This window comes from Stappia sp. 28M-7 (assembly GCF_014252955.1).
Taxonomy (GTDB): Bacteria; Pseudomonadota; Alphaproteobacteria; order Rhizobiales; family Stappiaceae; genus Stappia.
In genome coordinates this window covers 25,686-48,296 of record NZ_JACMIA010000001.1, presented here as the reverse complement: position 1 = coordinate 48,296, position 22,611 = coordinate 25,686, and the positions used below count along the sequence as shown (strand labels likewise).

Sequence of the window (22,611 nt, the reverse complement as noted above, 5' to 3'; positions counted from 1 at the left end):
ACGGTCCTCAGTCGAGGGCGATCTTCGGCAGCGAGATGGCCGGGGCTGCCTCGCTCAGCGCGCCGCCGAGATGCACATAGCCCTTCACCTTGCGCGTATAGGCCTGGGCCTGTTCGCGGTAGTTGATGAAGATCCACGGCATCGTCTCGAGGATCCGCTCCTCCGCCTTGGCGTAGACGGCCTTGCGCGCGCCCTGGTCGGTGAGCTGGCGGCCCTCGTCGAGCAGCGCCTCCAGCGTCTCGTCCCGGTAGCCGATGGGCTTGGCCCAGTATGCGGATTCCGAGCCGAGATAGTAGCTGTAGGCGTCCGGGTCGTTCAGCTTCATGGAGACGCCGTAGATCATCGCGTCGTAGTCCGCGCCGTTCTTGCGCGAGACCAGATCGGACCATTCCACCAGGCGGATCGAGACGTTGACGCCGATCTCCTTGAGGTTGGCCTGCAGGATCTGGGCGGTCGTCGTGTAGATGCCGAGGCCCTGGTAGACGATCAACTCCATGTCGAGGCCCTCGCCGTGGCCGGCCTCGGCCAGAAGCGCCTTCGCCTTTTCGAGGTCGAGGGAGACGGCGCCCTTCAGGTCGGCATTGAAATAGGGCGAGTCCGGCGGCGTCGGCACCGAGAAGATCGGCGTGCCGTGGCCGAAGAAGGCGGCGCGCGAGATCGCCTCGCGGTCGACGGCGAAGGCCATCGCCCGGCGCACCCGCGGATCGTCGAACGGCGCCTTGGTGGCATTGAACCACACGCTCATGAAGGCGCCGGAGGCGGAGTCCACCTCGAAGTTCGGCATGCGCGCCAGCATGTCGATGTCCTTCCACGGCACGAAGTCGATCATGTCGAGCTGGCCGGACCGCAGGGCGGAGACGCGCGCATCGTCGCTCTTGATCATGCGGAAGTCGACCGTCTCGAGCTTCGGCTCGCCCTCGATGAAGTAGGAGGGGTTGGCAGCAAGGCGGGCGCGCACGCCGGACTCGTATTCGGCCAGCGTGAAGGGGCCGGTGCCGTTGGCCTGCGACTTGATGTTGACGCCGGACTCCACCCAGGCCTTCGACACCATCGCCGCCTCGGGCAGCGCCAGCACGGACAGGAGCGAGGCGTCGGGCTCCGACTTCTTCACCTCGACCGTGCGCTCGTCGACCTTGGCGATGGTGCAATCGACCAGATAGCCGCGCAGCGTCGCGCCGGTCGCCTCGTCGCGGATGCGCTCCAGCGAGAAGACGACGTCGTCCGCGGTCAGCGCGCTGCCGTCATGGAAGGTCACGCCCTCGCGCAGGCGGAAGACGATGGTCGCCGCATCCGGCTGCTCCCAGCTTTCGGCCACCGCCGGCACGATCTCGCCCTTGGTGTCGAAGGTGACGAGGGGAGAGTAGAGAACACCGATCAGCACCTTCCAGGAGTTGCCGGCATAGATGTGCGGATCGATGTTGGTGACCTCGGTCACCGTGCCGTAGCGCAGGGTCCCGGCCTTGCCGGCGGCAAAGGCGCTGAGCGAGGTGCCGCCGAGGGCAAGGCCCGTCAGGGCTGTCAGGCCCGTCAGGGCAAAGCTGCGACGTGTCATTTCCATGATGAGGCTTCCTTCTGGCTGGTTCTTTTTATCTTTGATGGGGTCACGGCAACACGTCGACGAGACGGTCGATCTCGTCGGCGTCGTTGTAGTAGCTGGGCGAGATCCGCAGGCGGCCGCCCCGCTGGGCAAGGTCGACACCGGCCCCGCCCAGTCGCTTGTCGAGCTCTTCCGGCGCGAAGGCCGGATGGCTGAAGGAAAGATTTCCCGAGCGCTCGCCCTCGCCGAACGGGCTGTGGATCTCGTAGCCCTTGGCCCGCAGGCCTTCGGCGGCGCGGGCGGTGAGCGACAGGATATGCGCCTCGATGGCGCGCGGCGTCAGCGCGAGCTGCATGCGCACGGCCGCATCCAGGCCCCAGATGCCGGGGAAGTTGACCAACGCCTCCTCGAAGCGCCCGGCGCCGGGACGATAGTCCAGCACATAGTCCATATGCGCCTCGCCGCGGTCGACCGTGTGGTAGCCGACCGAGGTCGGCTCCAGCTGGTCGAGCACCGCATCGCGGCAGTAGAAGATGCCGGTACCGACGGGCGCCAGCATCCACTTGTGGCCGCCGAAGGACATGAAGTCGATGCCGTAGCGCTCGACATCCATCTCCAGCGCGCCGACCCACTGGATGGCGTCGAGGTTGAGCAGCACGCCCTTTTCCCGGCACAGCGTCGCGGTCGCCTCCAGGTCCTGGCGGAAGCCGTTGGAGAACTGCACCGAGCTCAGCGAGACGAGGCGCGTGCGCGCGTCGATCGCCTCGCGGATGTCGTCGACGAGGATCCGCCCGCCGCGGTTCTTCACCCAGCGGATGTTGACGCCCCGGGTCGCCAGCTTCATCCAGCAATAGACGTTGGAGGGATATTCGATATCCGGCAGGACGACATTGTCGCCCTCCCGCCAGGCCAGGCCGTTGGCGACGTTGACGAGGCCTTCCGTGGTGTTCTTGACGAAGGCGATCTCGCTGTGGCGGGCGCCGATCAGCTGGCCCACCCGCGACTTGATCACCTCGTCCGCATGGCTGCACCAGCGGGGATAGTCGTTGCGGCCATTGTCGCGGCAATTGCCGAGGAAGCGCTCGACGGCGGCGACCACCGGCAGGCTCAGCGCGCCGATGGAGGCGTTGTTGAGATAGGTGCGCTTCTGCTTGATCGGGAACAGGCGGCCGACATCGGCCAGCGTGGTGCCGGCGATCCCGTCCGGATCCTCGGCGAACAGCGGGTTGACGGGCGCCTGGTCGATGACAGTCATTCGGGGTCTCCTGAGAATTGCGGGTCGGCGGACGCGGCCGTCCCGCCCAGCGCCTTGAGGGCGGCGGCGGCGGCGCGCGCATGCCGCTCGGCGCGGGCATGGGTGGTCGCCGCCGAGCCGGTGTGGGGATGAAGGGTGACGATGCGGGCCTCGTGCCGCTGCGGGGCGGCAAACCCCTCGCGCCAGAGCCAGTAGTGGTTGCCGGGCTCGCCGTTGACGGCGACGACGGCGTGTTCGCCGGCCTTGTCGATGGCATGGATGGTGACGCGCCCGACCAGGCCGCCCTTGAGGGCGCGCATGTCGTCGACGGCGGCATCCACCGCCTGCGCAACGGTCAATCCCATCTTCATGTAGAGGACGACGGCCCGCGCGGTGCCGCAGCGGATGGTCATCTCGCCGACGCCGGTGCATGCGCAGGCGCCGTAGCGGCTGTCCGCATAGGAGCCGGCGCCGATCACCGGGCTGTCGCCGAGGCGGCCGGGATATTTCCAGCCCCAGCCGGAGGTGCTGGTGGCGGTGGCGATGCTCCCGCGGCCGTCGAGGCCGAGAAAGACCGTGGTGTCCTTGCCGATCTCCGGGTCCATCGACTGCCAGCACAGCTTGCGCAGGTCTGTCGTCGGCCAGGCCGCGCGCTCGTCCTCGCGCAAGCTCTCCTCGAACCAGGAGCGCCAGGCGACGCGGGCATGGTCGGCCAGCAGTTCGCCGCGTTCGGCGCCGATCTCGCGGGCGAAGCGCATGGCGCCCTCGCCGACGAGAAACTCATGGGGCAGCTCCTCCAGCAGGCGGCGGGCGATGGAGACCGGATGCAGGAAGCCGGTGATGGCGCCGACCGCGCCGCTGCGCAGCGTATCGCCGTCCATCACCGAGGCGTCCAGCTCGACCACACCGAGAAGATTGGGCCAGCCGCCGCGCCCGACGGTCCATACGGACGGATCGGCCTCGACCAGACGCACACCGACTTCCAGTGCATCGAGGGTGGGGGCGCCGGCCGCCAGCAGATCCGCCGAGGCGCCTATGCCGCACGCTCCCTCGTTGTTGCTCAAGACGGTGCACAAGACCCAGCGCCCTCCGATCCGGGGTTCCCGACATGCTCGCGTCATGTGTATAATGAATATTGGATACAAAATAAAGTACCATATCAAATCCGGTCCGATGCGACCTGCGGCTGGTGCGAAACGGCCCGGACTGGGATAGTGGTGCGGCGGTGAGAAGAGCCTGGAGCCCGTTGATGGATGACGCGACACACCTGATCGCCCGAAAGACGGTCACCATGCAGGTCACCGAGCGGATACGCTCGATGATCCTGTCCGGCGAACTGGCGAGCGGCGAGAAGCTGAAGCAGGAAAAGCTCGCCGCGCGGCTGGGGGTGAGCCGGGTGCCGGTGCGCGAGGCGCTGAACCAGCTCGAGGCGGAAGGCCTTGTGAAGGTCGAGGCGCATAAGGGCGCGGTGGTCAGCGGCGTGTCGATCGAGGCCTTGAGCGAGATGTACGAGCTGCGGGCGCTGCTCGAGCCCTGGCTGATCGGCATCGCGATCCCGGCGATGCGGCCGGAGGATCTCGCCGCGGCCGAGGAGATCCTCGACCAGATGCTCGACAAGTCCACCCAGACCCACTGGACGCGGATGAACTGGGCGTTCCACCGCGCGCTCTACACGGCGGCGGACCGGCCGCAGAGCCTGGACATTCTCGAAAAGCTCTACATGAACACCTATCGGCACTTTCCCGTGCCGATGCGCTTCACCATCGGCAGCGAGGCGATGGATGCCGAGCACCGGCACATCCTGAAACTGTGCCGCGAGGGGAACATCGCCGAGGCGCAGACCTTCCTGAAGGACCACATCATGCGCGGCTCGGTCTCGCTGGTGGAGCGGCTGCAGCGCGCCGAGCCCCAGCCCTCAAGCCGGGACGACTGACCAGCCGCAGCGCGCACGCAAAAAGGCCCGCGGGAGAGCGTCTCCCGCGGGCCTTTTCGTTTCGGGTACCTGTCGGGCAGCGCGTGTCAGCGCGCGCGACTTTCCGCGAAGGAGATCAGCTCGCCGAGCAGGCGCTCTTCTTCCGCCGTCGGGTCGGTCAGCGGCGGGCGCACCGGGCCGGCCTCGAAGCCCTTGAGGCGCACGCCCGCCTTCACCAGCGACACGGCATAGCCGGGCGCGCGCTCGCGCAGCTTCATGAAGGGGAAGAAGAAGCCCTTCAGCAGGGTCTCGCATGTGGCGGTCTCGCCGGCGCGCAGCGCCTTGTAAAACTCCACCGCCATGCCCGGCACGAAGTTGAAGACGGCCGAGGAATAGGTGGTGAAGCCGGCGGCGAGATAGGCCTCGGCAAAAAGCTCGGCCGTCGGCATGCCGCCCAGATAGGTGAGCCGGTCGCCGACCGTGGCCGTGACCTGGCGCACCAGGCCCATTTCACCGCTGCCGTCCTTGAAGCCGATCAGGTTCGGGCAGGCCTCGCACAGGCGCGCGACCGTGTCCGCCTTGTAGATGGCGTTGTCGCGATTGTAGATCATCACGCCGATGCCGACGGCATCGCACACGGCCTTCGCATGGGCGTAGAGCCCTTCCTGCGACGCGTCGATCAGGTAATGCGGAAGCAGCAGCAGCCCGTCCGCGCCGGCGGCCTCGGCCTGCCTGGCGATGGAGACGGCAAGCGCCGTGCCGTAGCCGCAACCGGCGACGATGGGGGTGCTGCCGGCCGCTTCCTTGGCCGCGCGCACCACATGCGGGATCTCGTCCGGGGCCAGCGAGAAGAACTCGCCCGTGCCGCCGGCGGCGAACAGGCCCGCGGCGTCGAAGCCGGACAGCCACTCCACATGCCGGCGATAGCTCTCGGCGTTGAAGCCGCCATCGGCCGTGAAATGCGTGACGGGGAACGACAGGAGGCTGGATGCAAGCCTTTCCTTCAGTTCGATCGGGTCCATGGAAGCGCTCCTCATTGGCTTGTTTGGTTCCGCAAAGCTTCTACCCGCCATCAGATGAAAGTCAACAGTTGTATGATGTCTTATTTTATGATGGGTTGCGCGGACCGAATTTTCACATGAGGCAAGGAGCATTCCGACATGGCCTATCGCCCCCACGGCACGCATCTCATCGCCGGCGCGCGCGTCGACAGCAGCGCGCGCTTCGACAGCCGGCCGGTCAGCGGTCCCTCCCACGGCTTCGCCAATGGCGGAGCGGCCGAGATCGACACGGCGGTTCGCGCCGCAGAAGCTGCCTTCGCCGGCTATGGCCAGACCTCGCGCGCGCAGCGGGCGGCCTTCCTGGAGGCGATTGCCGATGCCATCGAGGCGCGCGCCGAGGATCTCACCCCGACGGTGATGGCCGAGACCGGCCTGCCGCAGGCGCGGGTCGAGGGAGAGCGCGGCCGAACCACCGGCCAGCTGCGCATGTTCGCCGGCCATATCCGCGCCGGGCGCCATCTCGACCTGCGCGTCGACGAGGCCTTGCCCGACCGCACGCCGCCGCGCCCGGAGCTGCGCCTGTGCATGCGCCCGCTCGGCCCCGTCGCCGTGTTCGGCGCCTCGAACTTCCCCCTCGCCTTTTCCACCGCCGGCGGCGACACGGCCGCGGCCCTTGCCGCCGGCTGCCCGGTGGTGGTGAAGGGCCACCCCGCCCATCCGGCGACCGGCGAGATCGTCGCAGAGGCCATCGAGGCGGCGCGCGTCGCCTGCGAGATGCCGGCCGGCACCTTTTCGCTGGTGCAGAGCGCCGACCGGGCGGCCGGAGAAGCGCTCGTCACCCATCCGCTGATCCGGGCAGTCGGCTTCACCGGGAGCCTTGCCGGCGGGCGGGCGCTGTTCGACCTTTGCGCGCAGCGCGCCGAACCGATCCCGTTCTTCGGCGAACTCGGCTCGGTCAACCCGGTCTTCGTGCTGGACGAGGCGCTGCGGACCCGCGGCGAGAGCATCGCCCGCGAATGGACCGCCTCGCTGGTGATGGGCGTCGGCCAGTTCTGCACCAATCCCGGCGTCCTGGTGCTGCGCGAGGGAGAGGCGGCCGAGGCCCTGATCGCCGAAGCGGCGCGGGCGCTGTCGCAGGTGGCGCCGCAGCCGATGCTGACGGCCGAGATCGCCGCCTCCTTCCGCCGGGGCGCGGGCGAACTGGAGGCGGCCGGCGGCAAGCCCGTCCATCTCGGGGCGTCCTGCGGGCCGCGCGAGGCCTCGCCCGCCCTGCTGCGCACCCAAGGCACCCGCTTCCTCACTGAACCGCATCTTGCCGAGGAAGTGTTCGGCCCGCTCGGGCTGGTGGTGACCGTTTCCTCGGCCGAGGAAATGGCGCAGGTGGCGGGCAGCCTCGCCGGCCAGCTCACCTGCACGCTGCAGCTGGAGCCGGGCGATCATGCGCAGGCACGCGCGCTGGTGCCGGTGCTGGAGCGCAAGGCCGGCCGGCTGCTGGTCAACGGCTATCCGACCGGCGTCGAGGTCTGCGACGCGATGGTGCATGGCGGCCCCTATCCGGCCTCGACGAATTTCGGCGCGACCAGCGTCGGCTCGATGGCGATCCGGCGGTTCCTGCGCCCGGTCTGCTACCAGAACATGCCGGAGGACCTGCTGCCGGACGACGCGCGGGCGGGGGCGCAAAACTGATGTAATCACACATCAGACGTCTTGACATTTCCATGTAGTATGTTGTCATACAAGTAACACGATCGGCTCCGGGGAGGGGCCGGTCCAGCCCAAGGCAAGCGGGAGACGCGGCGAACATGACGAAGGACGGCAAGCAGATCCGGGTAGGGGCCGACATCGGCGGAACCTTCACCGATGTTGCCATGGAAGTTGGCGATGCCATGCACTCTGCCAAGGTGCTGACCAACTACACGGCACCGGAACAGGGCATCGTCGACGGCGTGCGGCTGGTCGCCGAACGTGCCGGCATCGCGCTCGACCAGATCGACACGCTCATCCACGGCACGACGCTGGCCACCAACGCCCTGATCGAGCGGCGCGGCGCGCGCACCGCCTTCATCACCACCAAGGGCTTCCGGGACGTCATCGAGATGCGGACCGAAAACCGCTTCGAGCAGTACGACCTCGACATCGTGCTGCCGGCGCCCCTGGTGCCGCGCAACGAGCGCTTCGTCCTCGACGAGCGCATCGACGCCCACGGCAACGTGCTGAAGGAGATCGACGAGGCCGAGCTCGACGCCCTGGTCGAGCGCGTGCTGGCAGGCGGCTTCGAGAGCATCGCCGTCGGCCTGATCCACTCCTATGTCAACGGCGCGCACGAGCGGCGGATCCGCGACGCGCTGCTGGCCCGCCGGCCGGACCTCTTCGTCTCGATCTCGAGCGAGGTCTCGCCGCAGATGCGCGAGTTCCAGCGCTTCAACACGGTCTGCGCCAATGCCTATGTGAAGCCGCTGATGGCCTCTTACCTGCGCCGGCTGACCGACAGCCTGAAGGCCGCCGGCACCACCTGCCCGGTCTTCATGATCCATTCGGGCGGCGGCATCATCAGCGTGGAGAGCGCCATCGAGTTCCCCGTCCGCCTGCTGGAATCGGGACCGGCGGGCGGCGCGATCTTCGCAGCCCACATCGCCCGCCAGCATGGGCTGGAGCGCGTGCTCTCCTACGACATGGGCGGCACCACCGCCAAGATCTGCCTGATCGACAACCAGGTGCCGAAGACCGCGAAGACCTTCGAGGTGGCGCGCACCTACCGCTTCAAGAAGGGCAGCGGCATGCCGATCTCGATCCCGGTGATCGAGATGGTCGAGATCGGCGCGGGCGGCGGCTCCATCGCCGCCGTCGATGCCATGCGCCAGATCCGCGTCGGCCCGCACAGCGCCGGTTCCGAGCCTGGCCCCGCCTGCTACGGCCGCGGCGGCGACAAGCCGACGGTGACCGATGCCGACCTGCTGCTCGGCAAGCTGGCGGCGGACGGGTTCGCCGGCGGCTCGATGACGCTGGACACGGGCGCGGCAACGGGCGCCATCGAGCGCGATCTCGCCCGCCCGCTCGACATCGACGGCACCACGGCCGCCTTCGGCCTGTGCGAGGTGGTCGACGAGAACATGAGCAATGCGGCGCGCATGCATGCGGTGGAAAACGGCATGGAGCTCGCCGACTACACGATGATCGCCTTCGGCGGCGCCGCGCCCCTGCATGCCGGCCGGCTGTGCGAGAAGCTCGGCATCAGCGAACTGCTGGTGCCGCCGGGAGCGGGCGTCGGCTCGGCCATCGGCTTCCTGCGCGCGCCCTTCGGCTTCGAGTCCGTGCGCAGCGCCTTCCTGCGCCTCAGCGCCTTCGATGCCGGCAAGGTCAACGCCGTGCTGAAGGACCTCGCCGAGGAGGCGACCGCCTTCGTGCGCTCCGGCGCGCCCGACGCGGTGCCGAGCCTCGAATGCACCGCCTACATGCGCTACGCCGGCCAGGGCTGGGAAGTGCCGGTTGCGGTGGATGTGCGCGACTATGCCGCCGGCGAGGTCGACGTGTTCCGCAAGGGCTTCGAGGAGGTCTACGAGCAGCTGTTCGGCCGGCTGATCGACAAGCTCGACATCGAGATCGTCAGCTGGTCGCTGCGGGCGAGCTCCGAGGCCTATCCGGCCCCGCGCGTTCCGCGCCTGGAGGCGAAGCGGCGGCTGGAGGCGGCCGCGACGCGGCAGATGTTCGAGGCCCGCACCGCCGGCTTCGTCACTGCCGCTGTCGTCGCCCGTGCCGAGCTGGCGCCGGGCGACTGCATCGCCGGCCCCGCCGTCATCACCGAAAACGAGACCACCACGATCATCACGGACGGACAGGAAGCGGTCTTCCAGGCGGACGGATGTCTGCTCGTCCGCTCGAAAGCGTGAAGGAAACACAAGCCATGACCGGAAATTCGCTCTCCGACGTCCGCATGCAGGTCATGTGGAACCGCCTCATCTCGGTGGTCGAGGAACAGGCCGTCACGCTCATCCGCACCGCGTTCAGCACCAGCGTGCGCGAGTCCGGCGACCTGTCCGCCGGCGTGTTCAACCGCGGCGGCAAGATGATCGCCCAGGCGGTCACCGGCACGCCGGGCCACGTCAACGCGATGGCCGAGGCCGTCGGCCATTTCATCAACGACATCGGCCCGGACAACATCTTCGAAGGCGATGTCTACATCACCAACGATCCGTGGAAGGGCACCGGCCACCTCCTCGACATCACCATGGTGACCCCGTCCTTCCGCGGCGGCGCGCTGGTCGGCTTCTTCGCCTGCACCGCGCATGTGGTGGACGTGGGCGGACGCGGCTTCGGCCCGGATGCCAACGAGGTCTACGAGGAAGGCATCTTCATCCCGATCATGAAGTTCGTCGAACGCGGCACCGTCAACCGCGACCTCGTCAACATCCTGCGCCACAACGTGCGCGAGGCGGACCAGGTGGTCGGCGACATCTTCTCGCTGGCGGCCTGCAACGAGACCGGCCACCGGCGGCTGATGGACATGATGGGCGAGTTCGGCCTTGCCGATCTGGAGGAGCTCGCCGACTTCGTCTTCGACCGCAGCTACAACGCGACGCTGGAGCGGATCGCGGCGCTGCCGAAGGGCTCGTACGACAATGTGATGCGCGTCGACGGCTACGGCAGCCCGGTCGATCTGGCCGTGCGCATCGACGTGCATGACGACCACATCCTTGCCGATTTCGACGGCACCTCCGGTCCGAGCCCCCTCGGCATCAACGTGCCGATGATCTACTCCAAGGCCTATGCCTGCTACGGGCTGAAATGCGCGCTGGCCCCGGACATTCCCAACAATCACGGCTCGCTCGCCCCGTTCCACTTCGCCGCGCCGAAGGGCTGCATCCTCAACGCGCAGCATCCCGCTCCGGTGGCGGTGCGCCACGTGCTCGGGCATTTCATTCCCGACGCGGTGCTCGGCGCGGTGCACAAGATGCTGCCCGGCCGCGTGCCGGCGGAAGGCTCCGGCGCGCTGTGGAACCTGCATGTCAGCGCGCGTCCGCTGCAGGGCGCACACGCCCCCGCCGACGGCGGCCGGCGGGCCGAGGTGCTGCTGTTCAACAGCGGTGGCGCCGGCGCCCGGGCCAGCCTCGACGGCCTCAGCGCCACCGCCTTCCCCAGCGGCGTGCACTCCATGTCGATCGAGGCGACCGAGCATGTCGGCCCGGTGATCTTCTGGCGCAAGGAGCTGCGCGACGGGTCTGGCGGCGCCGGCCAGTATCGCGGCGGCCTCGGCCAGGTGGTCGAGATCGGCGCGGCGGCCGGCCACGAGTTCCACTTCAACGCCATGTTCGACCGCATCGACCATCCCGCGCGCGGACGCGACGGCGGCCATGACGGCGAACCGGGCTCGGTGACGCTGGACGACGGCACCCGCCTTGCCTCCAAGGGACGCCAGCATGTGCCGGCCGACCGGCGGCTGATCCTCTCGCTTCCCGGCGGCGGCGGCTTCGGTGCCCCGGACAAGCGGGACCCGGATGCAGCGGCCCGCGACGAGGCGTTCGAATACGTGGCGAGCAAATGAGCGGGGTCGCCATGACCTACGAGGCCGAACGCGCCAGCCTGATCAAGCTGTCGCCGGCCATGGCCATCTCGGTGCGGGCGCGCGAATTGCGCGCCGGCGGGGCCGATGTCGTCGACCTCAGCGTCGGCGAGCCGGACTTCGACACGCCCGCCCATATCCTGGACGCGGCGGAGGCGGCGATGCGGGCGGGCGCGACCCGCTACACCGCCGCCGACGGCACGACGGAGCTCAAGGACGCGATCATCGGCAAATTCGCGCGCGAGAACGGCCTGCTCTTCTCCCGCCAGGAGATCTCGGCCGGCAACGGCGCCAAGCAGGTCATCTTCAATGCCCTGATGGCAACGCTGGAGCCGGGCGACGAGGTGCTGGTGCCGGCGCCCTACTGGGTCTCGTATACCGACATGGCGCTGCTGCTGGGCGGCGTGCCGAAGGTGGTGGAATGCCCGATCGAGGCGGAGTTCAAGCCGACGCCGGAGCAGCTGGAAGCGGCGATCACCCCGAAGACGCGCTGGCTGTTCCTCAACTCGCCGGGCAATCCGTCGGGCGCCGCCTTCTCCCGCTCCGAGTTGGAGGCGCTGGGGGCGATGCTCGAGCGGCACCCGCGGGTGTTGATCCTGTCGGACGAGATCTACGAGCACATCCTGCATGACGGGGCCGAGGCGACGCCCTTCCTCGCCGCCTGCCCGCGCTTGCGCGATCGCACGGTGACGGTCAACGGCGTCTCTAAGGCCTATGCGATGACCGGCTGGCGGATCGGCTATGCGGCCGGACCTGCCGGCCTGATCAAGGTGATGGCCAAGATCCAGTCGCAGAGCACGTCCAACCCCTGCTCGGTCGCCCAGGCGGCCGCCGTCGCCGCACTGAACGGGCCGCAGGGCTTCGTGGCCGAGGCGGGCCGCGAATACACCGCCCGGCGCGATCTGGTGATCGACGGTCTGTCCGGCATTCCCGGCCTCAGGCTGCGCAAGCCGGAAGGCGCCTTCTACGCCTTCCTCGAGTGCAAGGGCCTGATCGGCCGGCTGCGGCCGGACGGGAGGCGGCTTGCCGGCGACGCGGATGTTTCCCAGTACCTGCTGGAGGCGGCCGGCGTTGCCACCGTACCGGGCTCCGCCTTCGGCCTGTCGCCTTACGTGCGTCTCTCCTTCGCCGCCGCGCGCCCGCTGCTCGCCAGCGCCTGCACGCGCATCCGCGAGGCGGTCGCAGCGCTCGGAGACGAGGCGTGAGCCCGCTGGAGCGGCTGCGCGACCTCGGGCTGGAGCTGCCGCCGGTGCGCGAGGCTGCCGGCTCCTATAGTCCCGCCCGGCGGGCCGGCCCCCTCCTGTTCCTGTCGGGACGGGGCGGAGCCAGCGCCGACGGGCAGGTCGCCTCGGGACGCGTCGGCGAGAGCGTGACGACGGCCGAGGCGCACGACCATGCCCGCTCGGCCGGGTTGCAGCTGCTTGCCGCCGCACAGGCGGAGCTGGGCGATCTCGGCCGCATCCGCGCCGTGGTCAAGCTGCTGGGGATGGTCAACGCCGTTCCCGGCTACCGCGACCACCCCAAGGTGATCGACGGCTGCTCCGACCTCTTCCTGCAGGTGCTGGGCGAGGCGGGGCACCATGCGCGCAGTGCGGTCGGCGTCGCCTCGCTGCCGCACGACATGAGCGTCGAGGTGGAGGCCATCCTGCTGGTGGATGACTGAGGGGAAACCGCCAAAGCAGGTTGCAATTGCTGGCACGGCCATGTGGTCTGTTATATGATGCCCAACAGGCATAGCGCGACGCAAAAAGGAATAAGAATGCTCGGGAGACGGGAAAGCCTTTCATCGCAGCTGAAGAAGCAGATCCTGCAGAAGATCGACGACAAGGTTTATCTTCCCGGCGAGCGCATCCCCTCCGAAAGCGACCTGTGCGCCGAGTTCGGCGTCAGCCGCACGGTGGTGCGCGAGGCGGTCGCCTCGCTGCGCGCCGACGGGGTGCTGAAGTCGCGCCAGGGCATCGGCGTCTTCGTCGACGACGCCCCGCGCCTGCAGCCTTTCGAGATCTCGCCGCTTCCCGATGCGGCGGTGCAGGAGATCCTGCAGATCCTGGAGCTGCGCCTCAGCGTCGAGCTGGAGGCAGCCGCCATGGCGGCGGAGCGGCGCAGCGAGGAGCAGCTGACCCGGATCCGCGACGCGCTGGATAGCCTGTCCGCCGACGACACCGGCCAGAGCGGACCGATGGACTTCGAGTTCCACCTGGCCATCGCCCGGGCCACCAACAACCCGTATTTCGAGAAGTTCCTGACCTTTCTCGGGCCGCAGATCATCCCGCGCCTGCGCGTCAATGCCATCGGCGGCAAGGCGCGGACCGGCGCCTATACCGAAAAGCTGCAGGACGAGCACCGCGCCATTCTCGAGGCGATCGAGGCCCAGGACCCGGCCGCCGCACGCGATGCCATGCGCCGCCACCTGTCGGGCAGCCTGATGCGCTACCGCCAGTCGGCCGTCTGACGCGCGGACCGGCGCGCGGCGGTAGCGCCCGCCAGCGCGCGTCCGTTCCCGGAAAGACCGTTTCGCCTGCCCTTTCCTGCGCCTGATGCCTCCGGCTGCCTGCGGCCGGCCGATGCCGGCTGCGCGTCTGCGCTCCATCGCCCGATCCATCGACAAAATCGCAGGAATCGCCAAAACCGCGTTTTACGGTTTTGACACATATGACAACATATGACAGTCTGCATACGTAAAGCGAGAGGCAAGCCAATTGCCCACGCGCCGGGCAGTGCCCGCAGGCGCCCATCATCCCAACAGACGGAGAACAAGAATGTCCCTGAAGTCCCTGCTTCGCGCGGCCGCCCTGGCTTCGGCCACGCTCGCCCTCGCCGGCCCCGCCCTTGCGGCAACCCAGTGGACGATGGCCTCGGGCTATCCGGAAACCAGCTTTTTCACCAAGAACATCCGCCAGTTCATCGCGGCGGTGGAGGAGAGGACCAAGGGCGAGCTGAAGATCGACCTGCGCTCCCATGACAGCCTCATCAAGCTCGACAACATCAAGCGCGCGGTGCAGTCGGGCCAGGTGCAGATCGGCGAGATCCGCATGGGCGTCTACGGCAACGAGCAGGAGATGTTCAATCTCGACAACATTCCCGGCGTCGTGCCGACCTTCGACAAGTCGTGGAAGCTGATGGAGGCCCAAAAGCCGTTCTACGACGAGTGGTTCGGCCGCAACGGCATGCGCGTCATCACCTATGTCGCCTGGCCGGGCCAGGGCTTCTTCACCGCCGAGCCGATCAACTCGCTCGACGACCTGAACGGCGTGAAGCTGCGCATCTACTCCCAGCAGACCCAGGTCATGGGCGAGAAGCTCGGCACCCAGGCCATCATCCTGCCCTTTGCCGAAGTGCCGCAGGCCTTCGCCACCGGCATGATCGAGGCGCTTTGGACCAGCGCGCAGTCGGGCACCGACGTGCAGGTCTGGGATTACCTCGACGTGTTCACCTATACCGGCACGATGCACAACAAGAACGCCGTGATCGTCAACGAGCGGGCCCTGCGCGCCCTTCCCGATGACATCCGCAAGATCGTCCTGGAAGAAGGCGAGGCGGCGACCGCACGCGGCTGGGAACTGGCCAAGGCCGCCAGCGAGGAGCGCGAGAACGTCCTCAAGGAGCACGGCATCACCATCAACCAGGCGCCGCAGGACGTGCTCGACCGCATCGACGAGATCGGCAAGGAGATGGTCGCCAACTGGATGACCCGCGCCTCCGACGCGGAAAAGGCGGTCTACGAGGCCTACCAGGCATCGCTCGACTGATCCGGCCACAGCCAAGGAGGGAGGAATCGGCTCATGATCCGACGCGTCCTCGACAGCCTCTATGAGGCGGCCGGCTATCTGGCAGCCTTGTTCCTGATCGGCATCGGCGTGACGATCGTCGTGCAGGTGGTGGCCCGCACCATGTCGGTCACCGTCGATTCCACCGAGGCGGCCGGACTGTGTCTGGCCGCCGCCACCTTCTTCGGTCTGGCGCACACGTTCCGGCATGGCGCCCATGTGCGCATCACGCTGGTGGTCAGCCACCTGCCGGCCGGGCCGAAGCGGGTCTTCGAGGTCTTCAACTGCCTCGTCGCCGGCGCCGCGGTGTGCTTTCTCGCCTGGCACGTCATCGAGCTGACCTTTCAGTCCTACAGCTACAACGATGTCAGTCCGGGCCTGCTGGCCATGCCCTTCTGGATCCCGCAGGCCGGCGTTTCGGTCGGCGTCGTGCTCTTCGCCGTCGCGATCCTCGACGACCTGGTGCAGGTGCTGCGCGGCAACGTGCCGAGCTACGACAGCGACACCCATCCCGAAGACAGCCACGCGGAGTAGGCCATCATGGACATGATCTTCGTCTCCGCCATCACCCTGGCGGTCCTCATCTTCGGGCTGCTGGCCGCCGGCGTGTGGGTCTCCGTCACGCTGCTGGCCGTCGGCATGGCGATGATGGCGCTGTTCACCTCCGCGCCCACCGGCTCGCTGATCGCCTCGACCCTTTGGGACAGCAGCTGGGGCTGGGCGCTGACCTCGCTGCCGCTGTTCGTGTGGATGGGAGAGATCCTCTTCCGCTCGAACCTGTCGGTCAGGATGTTCCGCGGGCTGGCCCCGCTGGTCGGGCGCCTGCCCGGCGGCCTGCTCCACGTCAACATCCTGGGCTGCGGCGTGCTGGCGGCGATCACCGGGTCCTCGGCGGTCACCTGCGCCACCATCGGCCGCATGACGGTTCCCGAACTGTCGAAGCGCGAATATCCCGCCAACATGACCATCGGAACGCTGGCGGGCTCCGGCACGCTCGGCCTGCTGATCCCGCCCTCGATCATCATGATCGTCTACGGCGTGACGGCGGAACAGTCGATCGGCCGCCTGTTCATCGCCGGGGTGGTGCCCGGCCTGCTGCTGATCGCCCTGTTCATGGGCTACACGGCGATCTGGAGCCTCATCAACCGCGACAAGATGCCGGAGCCGGAGACCGCGCCGAGCTGGCGCGCCAAGCTGGCGGGCCTGCGCAACCTGGCCCCTGCCGTCGGCCTCATCGCGCTGGTGATCGGCTCGATCTACGGCGGTTTTGCCACCCCGACGGAAGCGGCGGTGATCGGCGTGATCGGCGCCCTCGCCCTGTCAGCGCTGAGCGGCACCTTGACACGGGCCACCTTCATGGACGGCGTCATGGCGGCCGTGCGCACGTCCTGCATGATCTCCTTCATCATCGCCTGCGCCGCATGCCTGTCCATCGCCGTCGCCTTCGTCGACCTGCCGCGCCAGCTCGCCGGCTGGGTCGATGCGCTGAACCTGTCGCCCTACGCGCTGCTGGCGGTGCTCGGCCTGCTGATCCTCGTCCTCGGCTGCTTCCTGGAAGGGATCTCGATCATCGTGCTCACCTCCTCGGTGATGCTGCCGATGGTGCAGACGGCGGGCGTCGATCTGATCTGGTTCGGCATCTTCATCACGATCCTGATCGAGGCGGCGCAGATCACCCCGCCGGTCGGCTTCAACCTGTTCGTGATGCAGAGCGTGACGGGCGCCAACATCCTCACCGTGGCGAAGGCGACCTTCCCGTTCTTCCTGCTGCTGATGGGGCTGCTGACGCTGATCACCCTGTGGCCGGACATCGTGCTCTGGCTGCCCCGGCTGATGAACTGAGGGCGCGGCAGCCTCCCACCTGTCCTCCCGCCGCCTCCCTCGGACTGGCAGGCGCCTGCAGATCGCGGGTGCCTGCCTTTTTTTCGCAGCCCCGCCGTCACGCTCCCCTACGGAAGCCAGACGCTGGACAGGGCGGTCGGGCACACCTATTGGTAGAGCATGTCGGTCCTCACCCTCTCCGCCAGCGATTTCGATCCGGATGTCAGGGTGGCAGCCTTCCAGGACGCCGTTGCCTCCATGTGCCGGCTCCAGATCACCCCGACCGACGACACCGCCTTCCACTCGCACACGACCATCGGCCTGCTGCCCGGCCTGATGACCGGCCAGACCATGCATTCGCGCTGCGGCGTGGTGCGCACCAAGGCGCTGGCGGCGGAAACCGGCGACAACGTCATGGTGCATGTGCCGCTGTCCGGCGGCTTTTCCATGTACCAGCAGGGCGGCAGCAATGTCGTGTGCACGCCCGGCTCCGTCTATCTCGACCCCAACGAGCTGCCGGGCTCGGCCGAGTTCCACGGCGAGCGCAACGACGCCTTCTACCTGTCGATCCCGCGCGCCTTTCTCGCCTCCGCCGGCACCAGCCTCAACGGCGCCCTGCGGGAGGTGCAGCCGGTGACGCCGCAATGGCGGCTGCTGCTGCGCTACGCCCGTTCGCTGCACGAGGAACTGGCGCTGCTGCCGGCCGAAGAGGTCGCCACCTGCTCCAGCCACATCCACGACCTGACGATCATGGCGATGGGCGCCTCGCGCGAGGCCGAGGAGATCGCCAAGGGGCGCGGCGTGCGCGCCGCCCGGCTCAAGGCGATCAAGGCGGACATCGAGCAGAACCTCGTCTCGCCGCGCCTCGGCAGCGAGTGGATCGCCACGCGCCATTCCATCTCGCCGCGCTACATCCGCTCTCTGTTTGCCGGCGAAGGAACGAGCTTTCGCGACTATGTCGCCCAGCGGCGGTTGCTGCTGGCCCATCGGCGCCTGTGCGATCCGGCCCAGAGCATGCTCGGCATCAGCGAGATCGCGCTGTCCTCCGGCTTCAGCGACCTGTCCTGGTTCAATGCCAGCTTCCGCCGCGCCTTCGGCCAGACGCCGAAAGAGGTCCGCGCCGCCGCGCTCGCCGCCGCCTTCGCCGCGAATTGAGGCCATCGCCGGCGGCCGGTGCTGTGCCGCCTGGCCCGCATCCGCTACCGCCGGCCCCAAGAGCGCGGCCTGCGAAGCGGCTACCTTCGCTTCGCGCCCGGCACGCGAGCGCTGCGATTCACGACCACATCAGCTGCGGGAGACCCTTGAATGTGGGATTTCAGTATTGGCCGGTCGCTCGGCCTGATGGCGAAGACCGCGCCCTTCATCGTCTTGCGGATGGTGGTCTATTTCGGCATCGCCTGCGCCTATGTCATCGTCACCGGCACGGGCGCCGGCATCGGCTGGGGCATCGGCGGCTTCGGTGACGAGGAGTTCCGCGCCAGCTCGACCCTGTGGGGCGGCGTCGCCGGGTTCGGCCTGACGGCCGGCATCCTCTATCTCCTGCGCGAATACATTCTCTATGTGGTCAAGGCCGGGCACATCGCCGTTCTGGTCGAGCTCATCGACGGCAAGCAGATGCCGGACGGCCAGGGCCAGATCGCCCATGCCCGGCAGGTGGTGACCGCCCGCTTCGCCGAGGCGAGCGTGCTTTTCGCCATCGACCAGCTGGTCAAGGGCGTGCTCGCCGCCGTGACCGGGCTGATCCAGGGCATCGCCTCCTTCCTGCCCATTCCCGGCGTCCAGCAGATCATGGGGCTCGTGCGCGCCTTCCTGCGCATCGCCATCGGCCTCGTCGACGAGGTGATCCTGGCCCATGCGATCCGCACCCGCAGCGACAATCCCTGGGCCTCCGCCCGCACCGCCCTGGTCCTCTACGGCCAGAATGCCGGGCGGATGATGAAGAACGCCGCCGTGCTCACCTTCATCGTCTACGGCCTGTCGTTCCTGGTGTTCCTGGTCATGCTCGCCCCGGCCGCGGCGGTCGTCTACCTGATCCCCGGCGCGTGGTCGGCGGGCGGCATCGTCTTCGCGCTGATCTTCGCCTGGGCGGTCAAGGCCGCCCTGATCGAGCCCTTCGCCATCGCCTGCATGATGCAGGTCTTCTTCAAGGTCACCGCCGGCCAGACGCCCGATCCCGCCTGGGACGCCAAGCTGTCGCAGGTGTCGAAGAAGTTCGACGCCATCAAGCAGAAGAGCGGGTTGTGGTCGCCGGCACCGTCCTCCACCCCGCCCGCCGAGCCGGGACCGGCACAGCCGCAGGCCTGAGCGCGGCAGCTACCGCATACGAACATCGCTTTGGTCCGGTTGGAGCCGGCATTTGCCTTTTAGGTTGGCAAAGCAGGGACGCAACTGTCGGAACCGGACCGCAAACGGGGGCGCACCATCCCACCCGAAGGATCCATGAAATGATTTCCAGATCACGTCTTGCCTGCGGCGGCATCGCAGCCCTCGCCCTGCTTGCGGCGACCGCCGCCCAGGCACAGCCCGCCCCCCAGGTCGCACCGCAAGCCGACTTCGTGTTCGACACGCTCGGGCCGGCTGCCTGCGAAATGCCGCCGCCCGGCTTCGACATCTCGCAGTTCCGCACCTTTGTGGAGACCAAGCCGGACGCTCCGGTCACCAGGGGCGAGATTTCCGGCGGGCTCGCTGCCGGCTTTGCGGGCGGCGGGCTCTACGGCACGGATGCAGGCGGCGGCCTCGTCGTCGGCGTCCAGGGCATGGTGTTCGACGACGCGCCGGCCCTGACCATGCTGTGCATGGTGCTGGTCCGCCTCGGCGACAGCGACGCCACATCCGGCGCCATCGTCGGCGAGGCGGGGATGGCCGGTGCGCCCGACGGCGCCTTCCTCGGCGTCTTCAAGCTGGTGCAGCGCAACGATGCGGACGTGCCCGTCACCCTGGCCACCGGCACGGTGGACGGCGGCTCTGTCTCCTTCGACCTGCGCGACGGGCTTCTCGTCGACGGATCGGTCACCGTCGAGGGCAGCTATCGGCAGCTGCCCACCGACGAGGCCGTACCCTTTTCGGCCCGCATCGCCATCCCGCGCGCCGAGAACGTGCTGCGTCCGGCCCTGAGGCTCGCCCGCGACTGAGCGGCCCCATGAGGAGGAAGATCATGACACAGTCCGGCATCCGGGCGGCACTCGCCGCCGCAACGCTCGGTGCGCTTGCCATCACGCAGGCAGCGAACGCCCAATCGTCTTCATCGCAACCCGGGCAATCCGGCAAGGCGGCCATCCTCATTCTCGATGCCTCCGGCTCGATGTGGGGCCAGCTCGACGGCGGCATCACCAAGATCGAGGTGGCGCGCGACGTGATGGGGCAGTTCTTCGCCACGCGCGATGCGTCCATCCCGCTCGGCGTCATCGCCTATGGCCACAACCGGCGCGGCGACTGCTCCGACATCGAGATCATCGCCCGGCCGGGGAGCCAGGACGCCCGCGCCCTGTCGCAGCGGCTCAACCGCATCAACCCGCGCGGCATGACGCCGATTTCCGAAAGCCTGCGGATCGCGGCCGGCGAGATCCCGCCGACGGCCGAGGAGGCCGACATCATTCTGGTCACCGACGGGCTGGAGACCTGCGAAGCCGATCCTTGCGCGGTCGCCGCCCAGCTGGCGCAGGAAGGCATCAAGATCCGCGCCCATGTGGTCGGCTTCGGCCTGAGCGAGCAGGAGGCCGATGCGCTGGCCTGCGTGCCCGACCAGACCGGCGGGCAGCTGCTGCGCCCGCAGTCCGGCGCCGAGCTCACCGACGCGCTCAACCAGATCGCCGCGGCCGAGCCGATGCCGGAACCAGAGCCAGAGCCGGCCGTTCAGGAGGCGTTCTTCGACATCGGCCCGAAGGCCGAGGCCGGACACACTTACCGGATTTCGTACAAGGGCACGGCGCGGCCCGTCGACTATGCGGGCTTCACCCGGCGCGGTGCGGCAGAGCCCGATGTCAGCCCGTCCTTCGGTGTGATCGGCGGCAGCGGCAACACCGGCAATAACCCGTTCACCAGGCAGGCCCCGGCGGAGCCCGGCGACTACGACCTGATCCTCTTCGTCACCGGCCAGGGCATCATCGCCCGCCAGCCGGTCGAGGTGGTTGCCGCGTCGAACGGGTTCGACCCCATCGGCTCGGTGGAGCCGGGCAAGCGGTTTCCCTTCACCTGGCGCGGTCCGGACCAGGTCCAGCAGCGCATCGTCATCGCGCGGCCGGGCGATCCTGCCAGCACTTACCAAGGCGACTGGGGCTATGCGCTCAGCAAGAACGGGCGCATGGGCCTGAAGGCTCCGGCCGAACCCGGCCTTTACGAGCTGCGCTACCTGTCGGCCAACCAGAAGGAGATCCTGTTCTCCCGGACCTTCGGCGTCGGGGTGCCTTACGAGGATGCCGACCTGACGACCAGCACGGAGCTGGCGGAGCGCGCCTTCGCGGCAACGCAGGCCGCGCCCGGACAGGACGCGCTGCCGATGGTGCGCGCCACCTTCCGCCTGCCGGACGGCTTCCCGCCGACGCCGCTGTCCTGGTCGGCCGTGCCGCTCGATCCCGACATGAGCCCGGAAGCCTGGGCGCCGCAGACGGACATGGTGATCGGCGAGGGCGAGTTCGAGCCGGGCCGCTACGAGGTCTCGACAATGGGACCGGGCGAGACCGAGTTCCGCGGCGTGGTCGAGATCGTGCCGGGGCAGCCCAACGACTTCGTCATCCCGCTGGTCGGCGGCGGCGAGGCAGAGCAGAACCCGCCGGGACAGCGCGGCGATGCCGGCCCCTCGGGCGGCAGCACCCTGGCGCAGGAGAGCCAGGGCATGACCTGCCAGGCCCCGTCGGGCTGCGCCTATCACGACCCGGCGACCGGGCTGGCGCTGATCCTGCCTCAGGGCTGGCAGATCGAGCCACCTTTCTTCTACGAGACCGCCGCAGGGGCGAAGGCCCGTCTTCCCTCCGCCACCCTGTTGCGGAACGCCGGCACCGAGCTGCAGCAGATCATGCTGAACCCGCGCCAGTGGATGGCCGCCAGCGGCCCCTGCACCGACACCCCGGCCGGCGGGCTGTGCCGGGTGACCAGCACGGACGTTGCCTATCTCGGCGCCTTCGAGGTGGTGCGCTCCTCGCTGCGGATCGCCACGGCCAGCGCCGCACCGGCCCCCTCCGCCGTGCCGCGCAGCACCGCCTCGGCGGCAAGCGCAGGCGCGGCTGCCGGCGCCGGTGCAAGCGCAGGTGCGGGGACAGGTTCCAGCCGGGGCGGGGATATCCAGCCGCGCAACGGCCGCTGGACGGTGACGGTCGGCCAGACCGCCGTGGAGGGCTGTCCGGCGATGATCGCCGAGCAGATCCGCGGCGCCGGGTTCGAGCGCCGCTCCGGCACCCGCGAGATGACCTTCTCCGATCCGTTCCATCCCGGCCCGCTGATGGCCGAGGCGCCAAAGCAGATCGACTGGTCGCGCACCGGACCGGGTACCTGGCAGGCGGCCCTGGTCGGCCAGCCGATGGGGCCGACCGGCCAGGTCGACGTGCGCCTGGAACTGACCGTCGTCTCGGAGACCGAGCTGCACGAGGTCAGCCACTTCTCGATCCAGCTTCCGGCCCCGTTGATGGCCGCGCTCGGCGGCGGCGGCAGCGGCGCCTGCACCTCGCGCACCGGGATGCGATGGACCTGGCAGGGCTGAGCCCGGCTTATCCCCGCTCTATCCCCGTTTCACCGCCCCCGTTTCCCGGGCTCTTCTTCCGCTCGCCTCCTCCGGTCCCTGGCAAAAGGG

Annotated in this window: 18 protein-coding genes; 14 read left to right on the top strand and 4 right to left on the bottom strand. The window is 68.6% G+C overall.

Annotation, left to right across the window (positions count from 1 at the left end; translation table 11 throughout):
- Positions 1-7: 7 nt before the first annotated feature.
- Genes H7H34_RS00200 through H7H34_RS00190 form a run of 3 tightly spaced genes read right to left on the bottom strand, consistent with a single transcriptional unit; the run spans position 8 to position 3,847 of the window.
- Positions 8-1,558, bottom strand: a complete 1,551-nt coding sequence (locus H7H34_RS00200) for an ABC transporter substrate-binding protein (protein ID WP_185923871.1) — start codon at positions 1,556-1,558, stop codon at positions 8-10.
- Between the two features lie 43 nt (positions 1,559-1,601).
- The gene (locus tag H7H34_RS00195; protein WP_185923870.1) at positions 1,602-2,792 is read right to left on the bottom strand and encodes an aminotransferase class V-fold PLP-dependent enzyme; all 1,191 of its coding nucleotides are present in this window, start codon (positions 2,790-2,792) and stop codon (positions 1,602-1,604) included.
- Entirely contained in the window at positions 2,789-3,847 is a 1,059-nt protein-coding gene (locus tag H7H34_RS00190; RefSeq protein ID WP_209006121.1) for a glycosylasparaginase, read from the bottom strand. The genes H7H34_RS00195 and H7H34_RS00190 overlap by 4 nt, the downstream gene beginning before the upstream one ends.
- A gap of 173 nt (positions 3,848-4,020) precedes the next feature.
- Here H7H34_RS00190 and H7H34_RS00185 point away from each other — a divergent pair, with 173 nt between their 5' ends.
- Positions 4,021-4,704: a GntR family transcriptional regulator gene (locus H7H34_RS00185; RefSeq protein WP_185923868.1), complete on the top strand. Its 684-nt coding sequence runs from the start codon at positions 4,021-4,023 to the stop codon at positions 4,702-4,704.
- A gap of 86 nt (positions 4,705-4,790) precedes the next feature.
- On the opposite strand, the gene kdgD is transcribed toward H7H34_RS00185, so the two are convergent.
- Positions 4,791-5,705 carry a 5-dehydro-4-deoxyglucarate dehydratase gene (gene kdgD / locus H7H34_RS00180; protein ID WP_120270689.1) on the bottom strand — a complete coding sequence of 305 codons (915 nt, stop codon included), beginning with the start codon at positions 5,703-5,705 and terminating at the stop codon, positions 4,791-4,793.
- Positions 5,706-5,843: 138 nt separating this feature from the next.
- On the opposite strand from kdgD, the gene H7H34_RS00175 reads away from it, so the two are divergent.
- The 13 genes from H7H34_RS00175 to H7H34_RS00115 all read left to right on the top strand — a co-directional run bounded on the left by H7H34_RS00175 (position 5,844) and on the right by H7H34_RS00115 (position 22,521).
- Positions 5,844-7,370 carry an aldehyde dehydrogenase (NADP(+)) gene (locus tag H7H34_RS00175; protein ID WP_185923867.1) on the top strand — a complete coding sequence of 509 codons (1,527 nt, stop codon included), beginning with the start codon at positions 5,844-5,846 and terminating at the stop codon, positions 7,368-7,370.
- 116 nt (positions 7,371-7,486) lie between these two features.
- Positions 7,487-9,571, top strand: coding sequence for a hydantoinase/oxoprolinase family protein (locus H7H34_RS00170; protein WP_185923866.1), 2,085 nt, complete (start codon positions 7,487-7,489; stop codon positions 9,569-9,571).
- A gap of 14 nt (positions 9,572-9,585) precedes the next feature.
- On the top strand, positions 9,586-11,223 hold the full coding sequence (locus H7H34_RS00165) for a hydantoinase B/oxoprolinase family protein (protein ID WP_185923865.1): 1,638 nt from the start codon (positions 9,586-9,588) through the stop codon (positions 11,221-11,223).
- 11 nt (positions 11,224-11,234) lie between these two features.
- Positions 11,235-12,446 (top strand): aminotransferase class I/II-fold pyridoxal phosphate-dependent enzyme, encoded by a 1,212-nt coding sequence (locus tag H7H34_RS00160; protein ID WP_185926375.1) that lies wholly within the window; start codon positions 11,235-11,237, stop codon positions 12,444-12,446.
- A complete protein-coding gene (locus tag H7H34_RS00155) occupies positions 12,443-12,904 on the top strand; it encodes a RidA family protein (protein WP_185923864.1) in 462 nt (153 codons plus the stop codon). The genes H7H34_RS00160 and H7H34_RS00155 overlap by 4 nt, the downstream gene beginning before the upstream one ends.
- A 96-nt stretch (positions 12,905-13,000) precedes the next feature.
- Positions 13,001-13,693 (top strand): FadR/GntR family transcriptional regulator, encoded by a 693-nt coding sequence (locus H7H34_RS00150; RefSeq protein WP_158592754.1) that lies wholly within the window; start codon positions 13,001-13,003, stop codon positions 13,691-13,693.
- Between the two features lie 307 nt (positions 13,694-14,000).
- On the top strand, positions 14,001-14,990 hold the full coding sequence (locus H7H34_RS00145) for a TRAP transporter substrate-binding protein (RefSeq protein WP_185923863.1): 990 nt from the start codon (positions 14,001-14,003) through the stop codon (positions 14,988-14,990).
- A 33-nt stretch (positions 14,991-15,023) separates the two neighbouring features.
- Positions 15,024-15,542 carry a TRAP transporter small permease gene (locus tag H7H34_RS00140; protein ID WP_120270696.1) on the top strand — a complete coding sequence of 173 codons (519 nt, stop codon included), beginning with the start codon at positions 15,024-15,026 and terminating at the stop codon, positions 15,540-15,542.
- A 6-nt stretch (positions 15,543-15,548) separates the two neighbouring features.
- Positions 15,549-16,850, top strand: coding sequence for a TRAP transporter large permease (locus H7H34_RS00135; RefSeq protein WP_120270697.1), 1,302 nt, complete (start codon positions 15,549-15,551; stop codon positions 16,848-16,850).
- A 159-nt stretch (positions 16,851-17,009) separates the two neighbouring features.
- Positions 17,010-17,984 (top strand): helix-turn-helix domain-containing protein, encoded by a 975-nt coding sequence (locus H7H34_RS00130; RefSeq protein WP_185923862.1) that lies wholly within the window; start codon positions 17,010-17,012, stop codon positions 17,982-17,984.
- Between the two features lie 150 nt (positions 17,985-18,134).
- Positions 18,135-19,133: a hypothetical protein gene (locus H7H34_RS00125; protein ID WP_185923861.1), complete on the top strand. Its 999-nt coding sequence runs from the start codon at positions 18,135-18,137 to the stop codon at positions 19,131-19,133.
- A gap of 140 nt (positions 19,134-19,273) precedes the next feature.
- Positions 19,274-19,960, top strand: a complete 687-nt coding sequence (locus tag H7H34_RS00120) for a hypothetical protein (protein ID WP_185923860.1) — start codon at positions 19,274-19,276, stop codon at positions 19,958-19,960.
- 23 nt (positions 19,961-19,983) lie between these two features.
- Positions 19,984-22,521 carry a vWA domain-containing protein gene (locus H7H34_RS00115; protein ID WP_185923859.1) on the top strand — a complete coding sequence of 846 codons (2,538 nt, stop codon included), beginning with the start codon at positions 19,984-19,986 and terminating at the stop codon, positions 22,519-22,521.
- Positions 22,522-22,611: the final 90 nt, after the last annotated feature.

Bases quoted from the DNA above. Each gene is read 5' to 3' on its own strand.
- H7H34_RS00200 (WP_185923871.1), bottom strand. From the start codon at position 1,558: ATGGAAATGACACGTCGCAGCTTTGCCCTGACGGGCCTGACAGCCCTG.
- H7H34_RS00195 (WP_185923870.1), bottom strand. From the start codon at position 2,792: ATGACTGTCATCGACCAGGCGCCCGTCAACCCGCTGTTCGCCGAGGAT.
- H7H34_RS00185 (WP_185923868.1), top strand. From the start codon at position 4,021: ATGGATGACGCGACACACCTGATCGCCCGAAAGACGGTCACCATGCAG.
- kdgD (WP_120270689.1), bottom strand. From the start codon at position 5,705: ATGGACCCGATCGAACTGAAGGAAAGGCTTGCATCCAGCCTCCTGTCG.
- H7H34_RS00175 (WP_185923867.1), top strand. From the start codon at position 5,844: ATGGCCTATCGCCCCCACGGCACGCATCTCATCGCCGGCGCGCGCGTC.
- H7H34_RS00170 (WP_185923866.1), top strand. From the start codon at position 7,487: ATGACGAAGGACGGCAAGCAGATCCGGGTAGGGGCCGACATCGGCGGA.
- H7H34_RS00165 (WP_185923865.1), top strand. From the start codon at position 9,586: ATGACCGGAAATTCGCTCTCCGACGTCCGCATGCAGGTCATGTGGAAC.
- H7H34_RS00160 (WP_185926375.1), top strand. From the start codon at position 11,235: ATGACCTACGAGGCCGAACGCGCCAGCCTGATCAAGCTGTCGCCGGCC.
- H7H34_RS00150 (WP_158592754.1), top strand. From the start codon at position 13,001: ATGCTCGGGAGACGGGAAAGCCTTTCATCGCAGCTGAAGAAGCAGATC.
- H7H34_RS00145 (WP_185923863.1), top strand. From the start codon at position 14,001: ATGTCCCTGAAGTCCCTGCTTCGCGCGGCCGCCCTGGCTTCGGCCACG.
- H7H34_RS00140 (WP_120270696.1), top strand. From the start codon at position 15,024: ATGATCCGACGCGTCCTCGACAGCCTCTATGAGGCGGCCGGCTATCTG.
- H7H34_RS00135 (WP_120270697.1), top strand. From the start codon at position 15,549: ATGGACATGATCTTCGTCTCCGCCATCACCCTGGCGGTCCTCATCTTC.
- H7H34_RS00130 (WP_185923862.1), top strand. From the start codon at position 17,010: ATGTCGGTCCTCACCCTCTCCGCCAGCGATTTCGATCCGGATGTCAGG.
- H7H34_RS00125 (WP_185923861.1), top strand. From the start codon at position 18,135: ATGTGGGATTTCAGTATTGGCCGGTCGCTCGGCCTGATGGCGAAGACC.
- H7H34_RS00120 (WP_185923860.1), top strand. From the start codon at position 19,274: ATGATTTCCAGATCACGTCTTGCCTGCGGCGGCATCGCAGCCCTCGCC.
- H7H34_RS00115 (WP_185923859.1), top strand. From the start codon at position 19,984: ATGACACAGTCCGGCATCCGGGCGGCACTCGCCGCCGCAACGCTCGGT.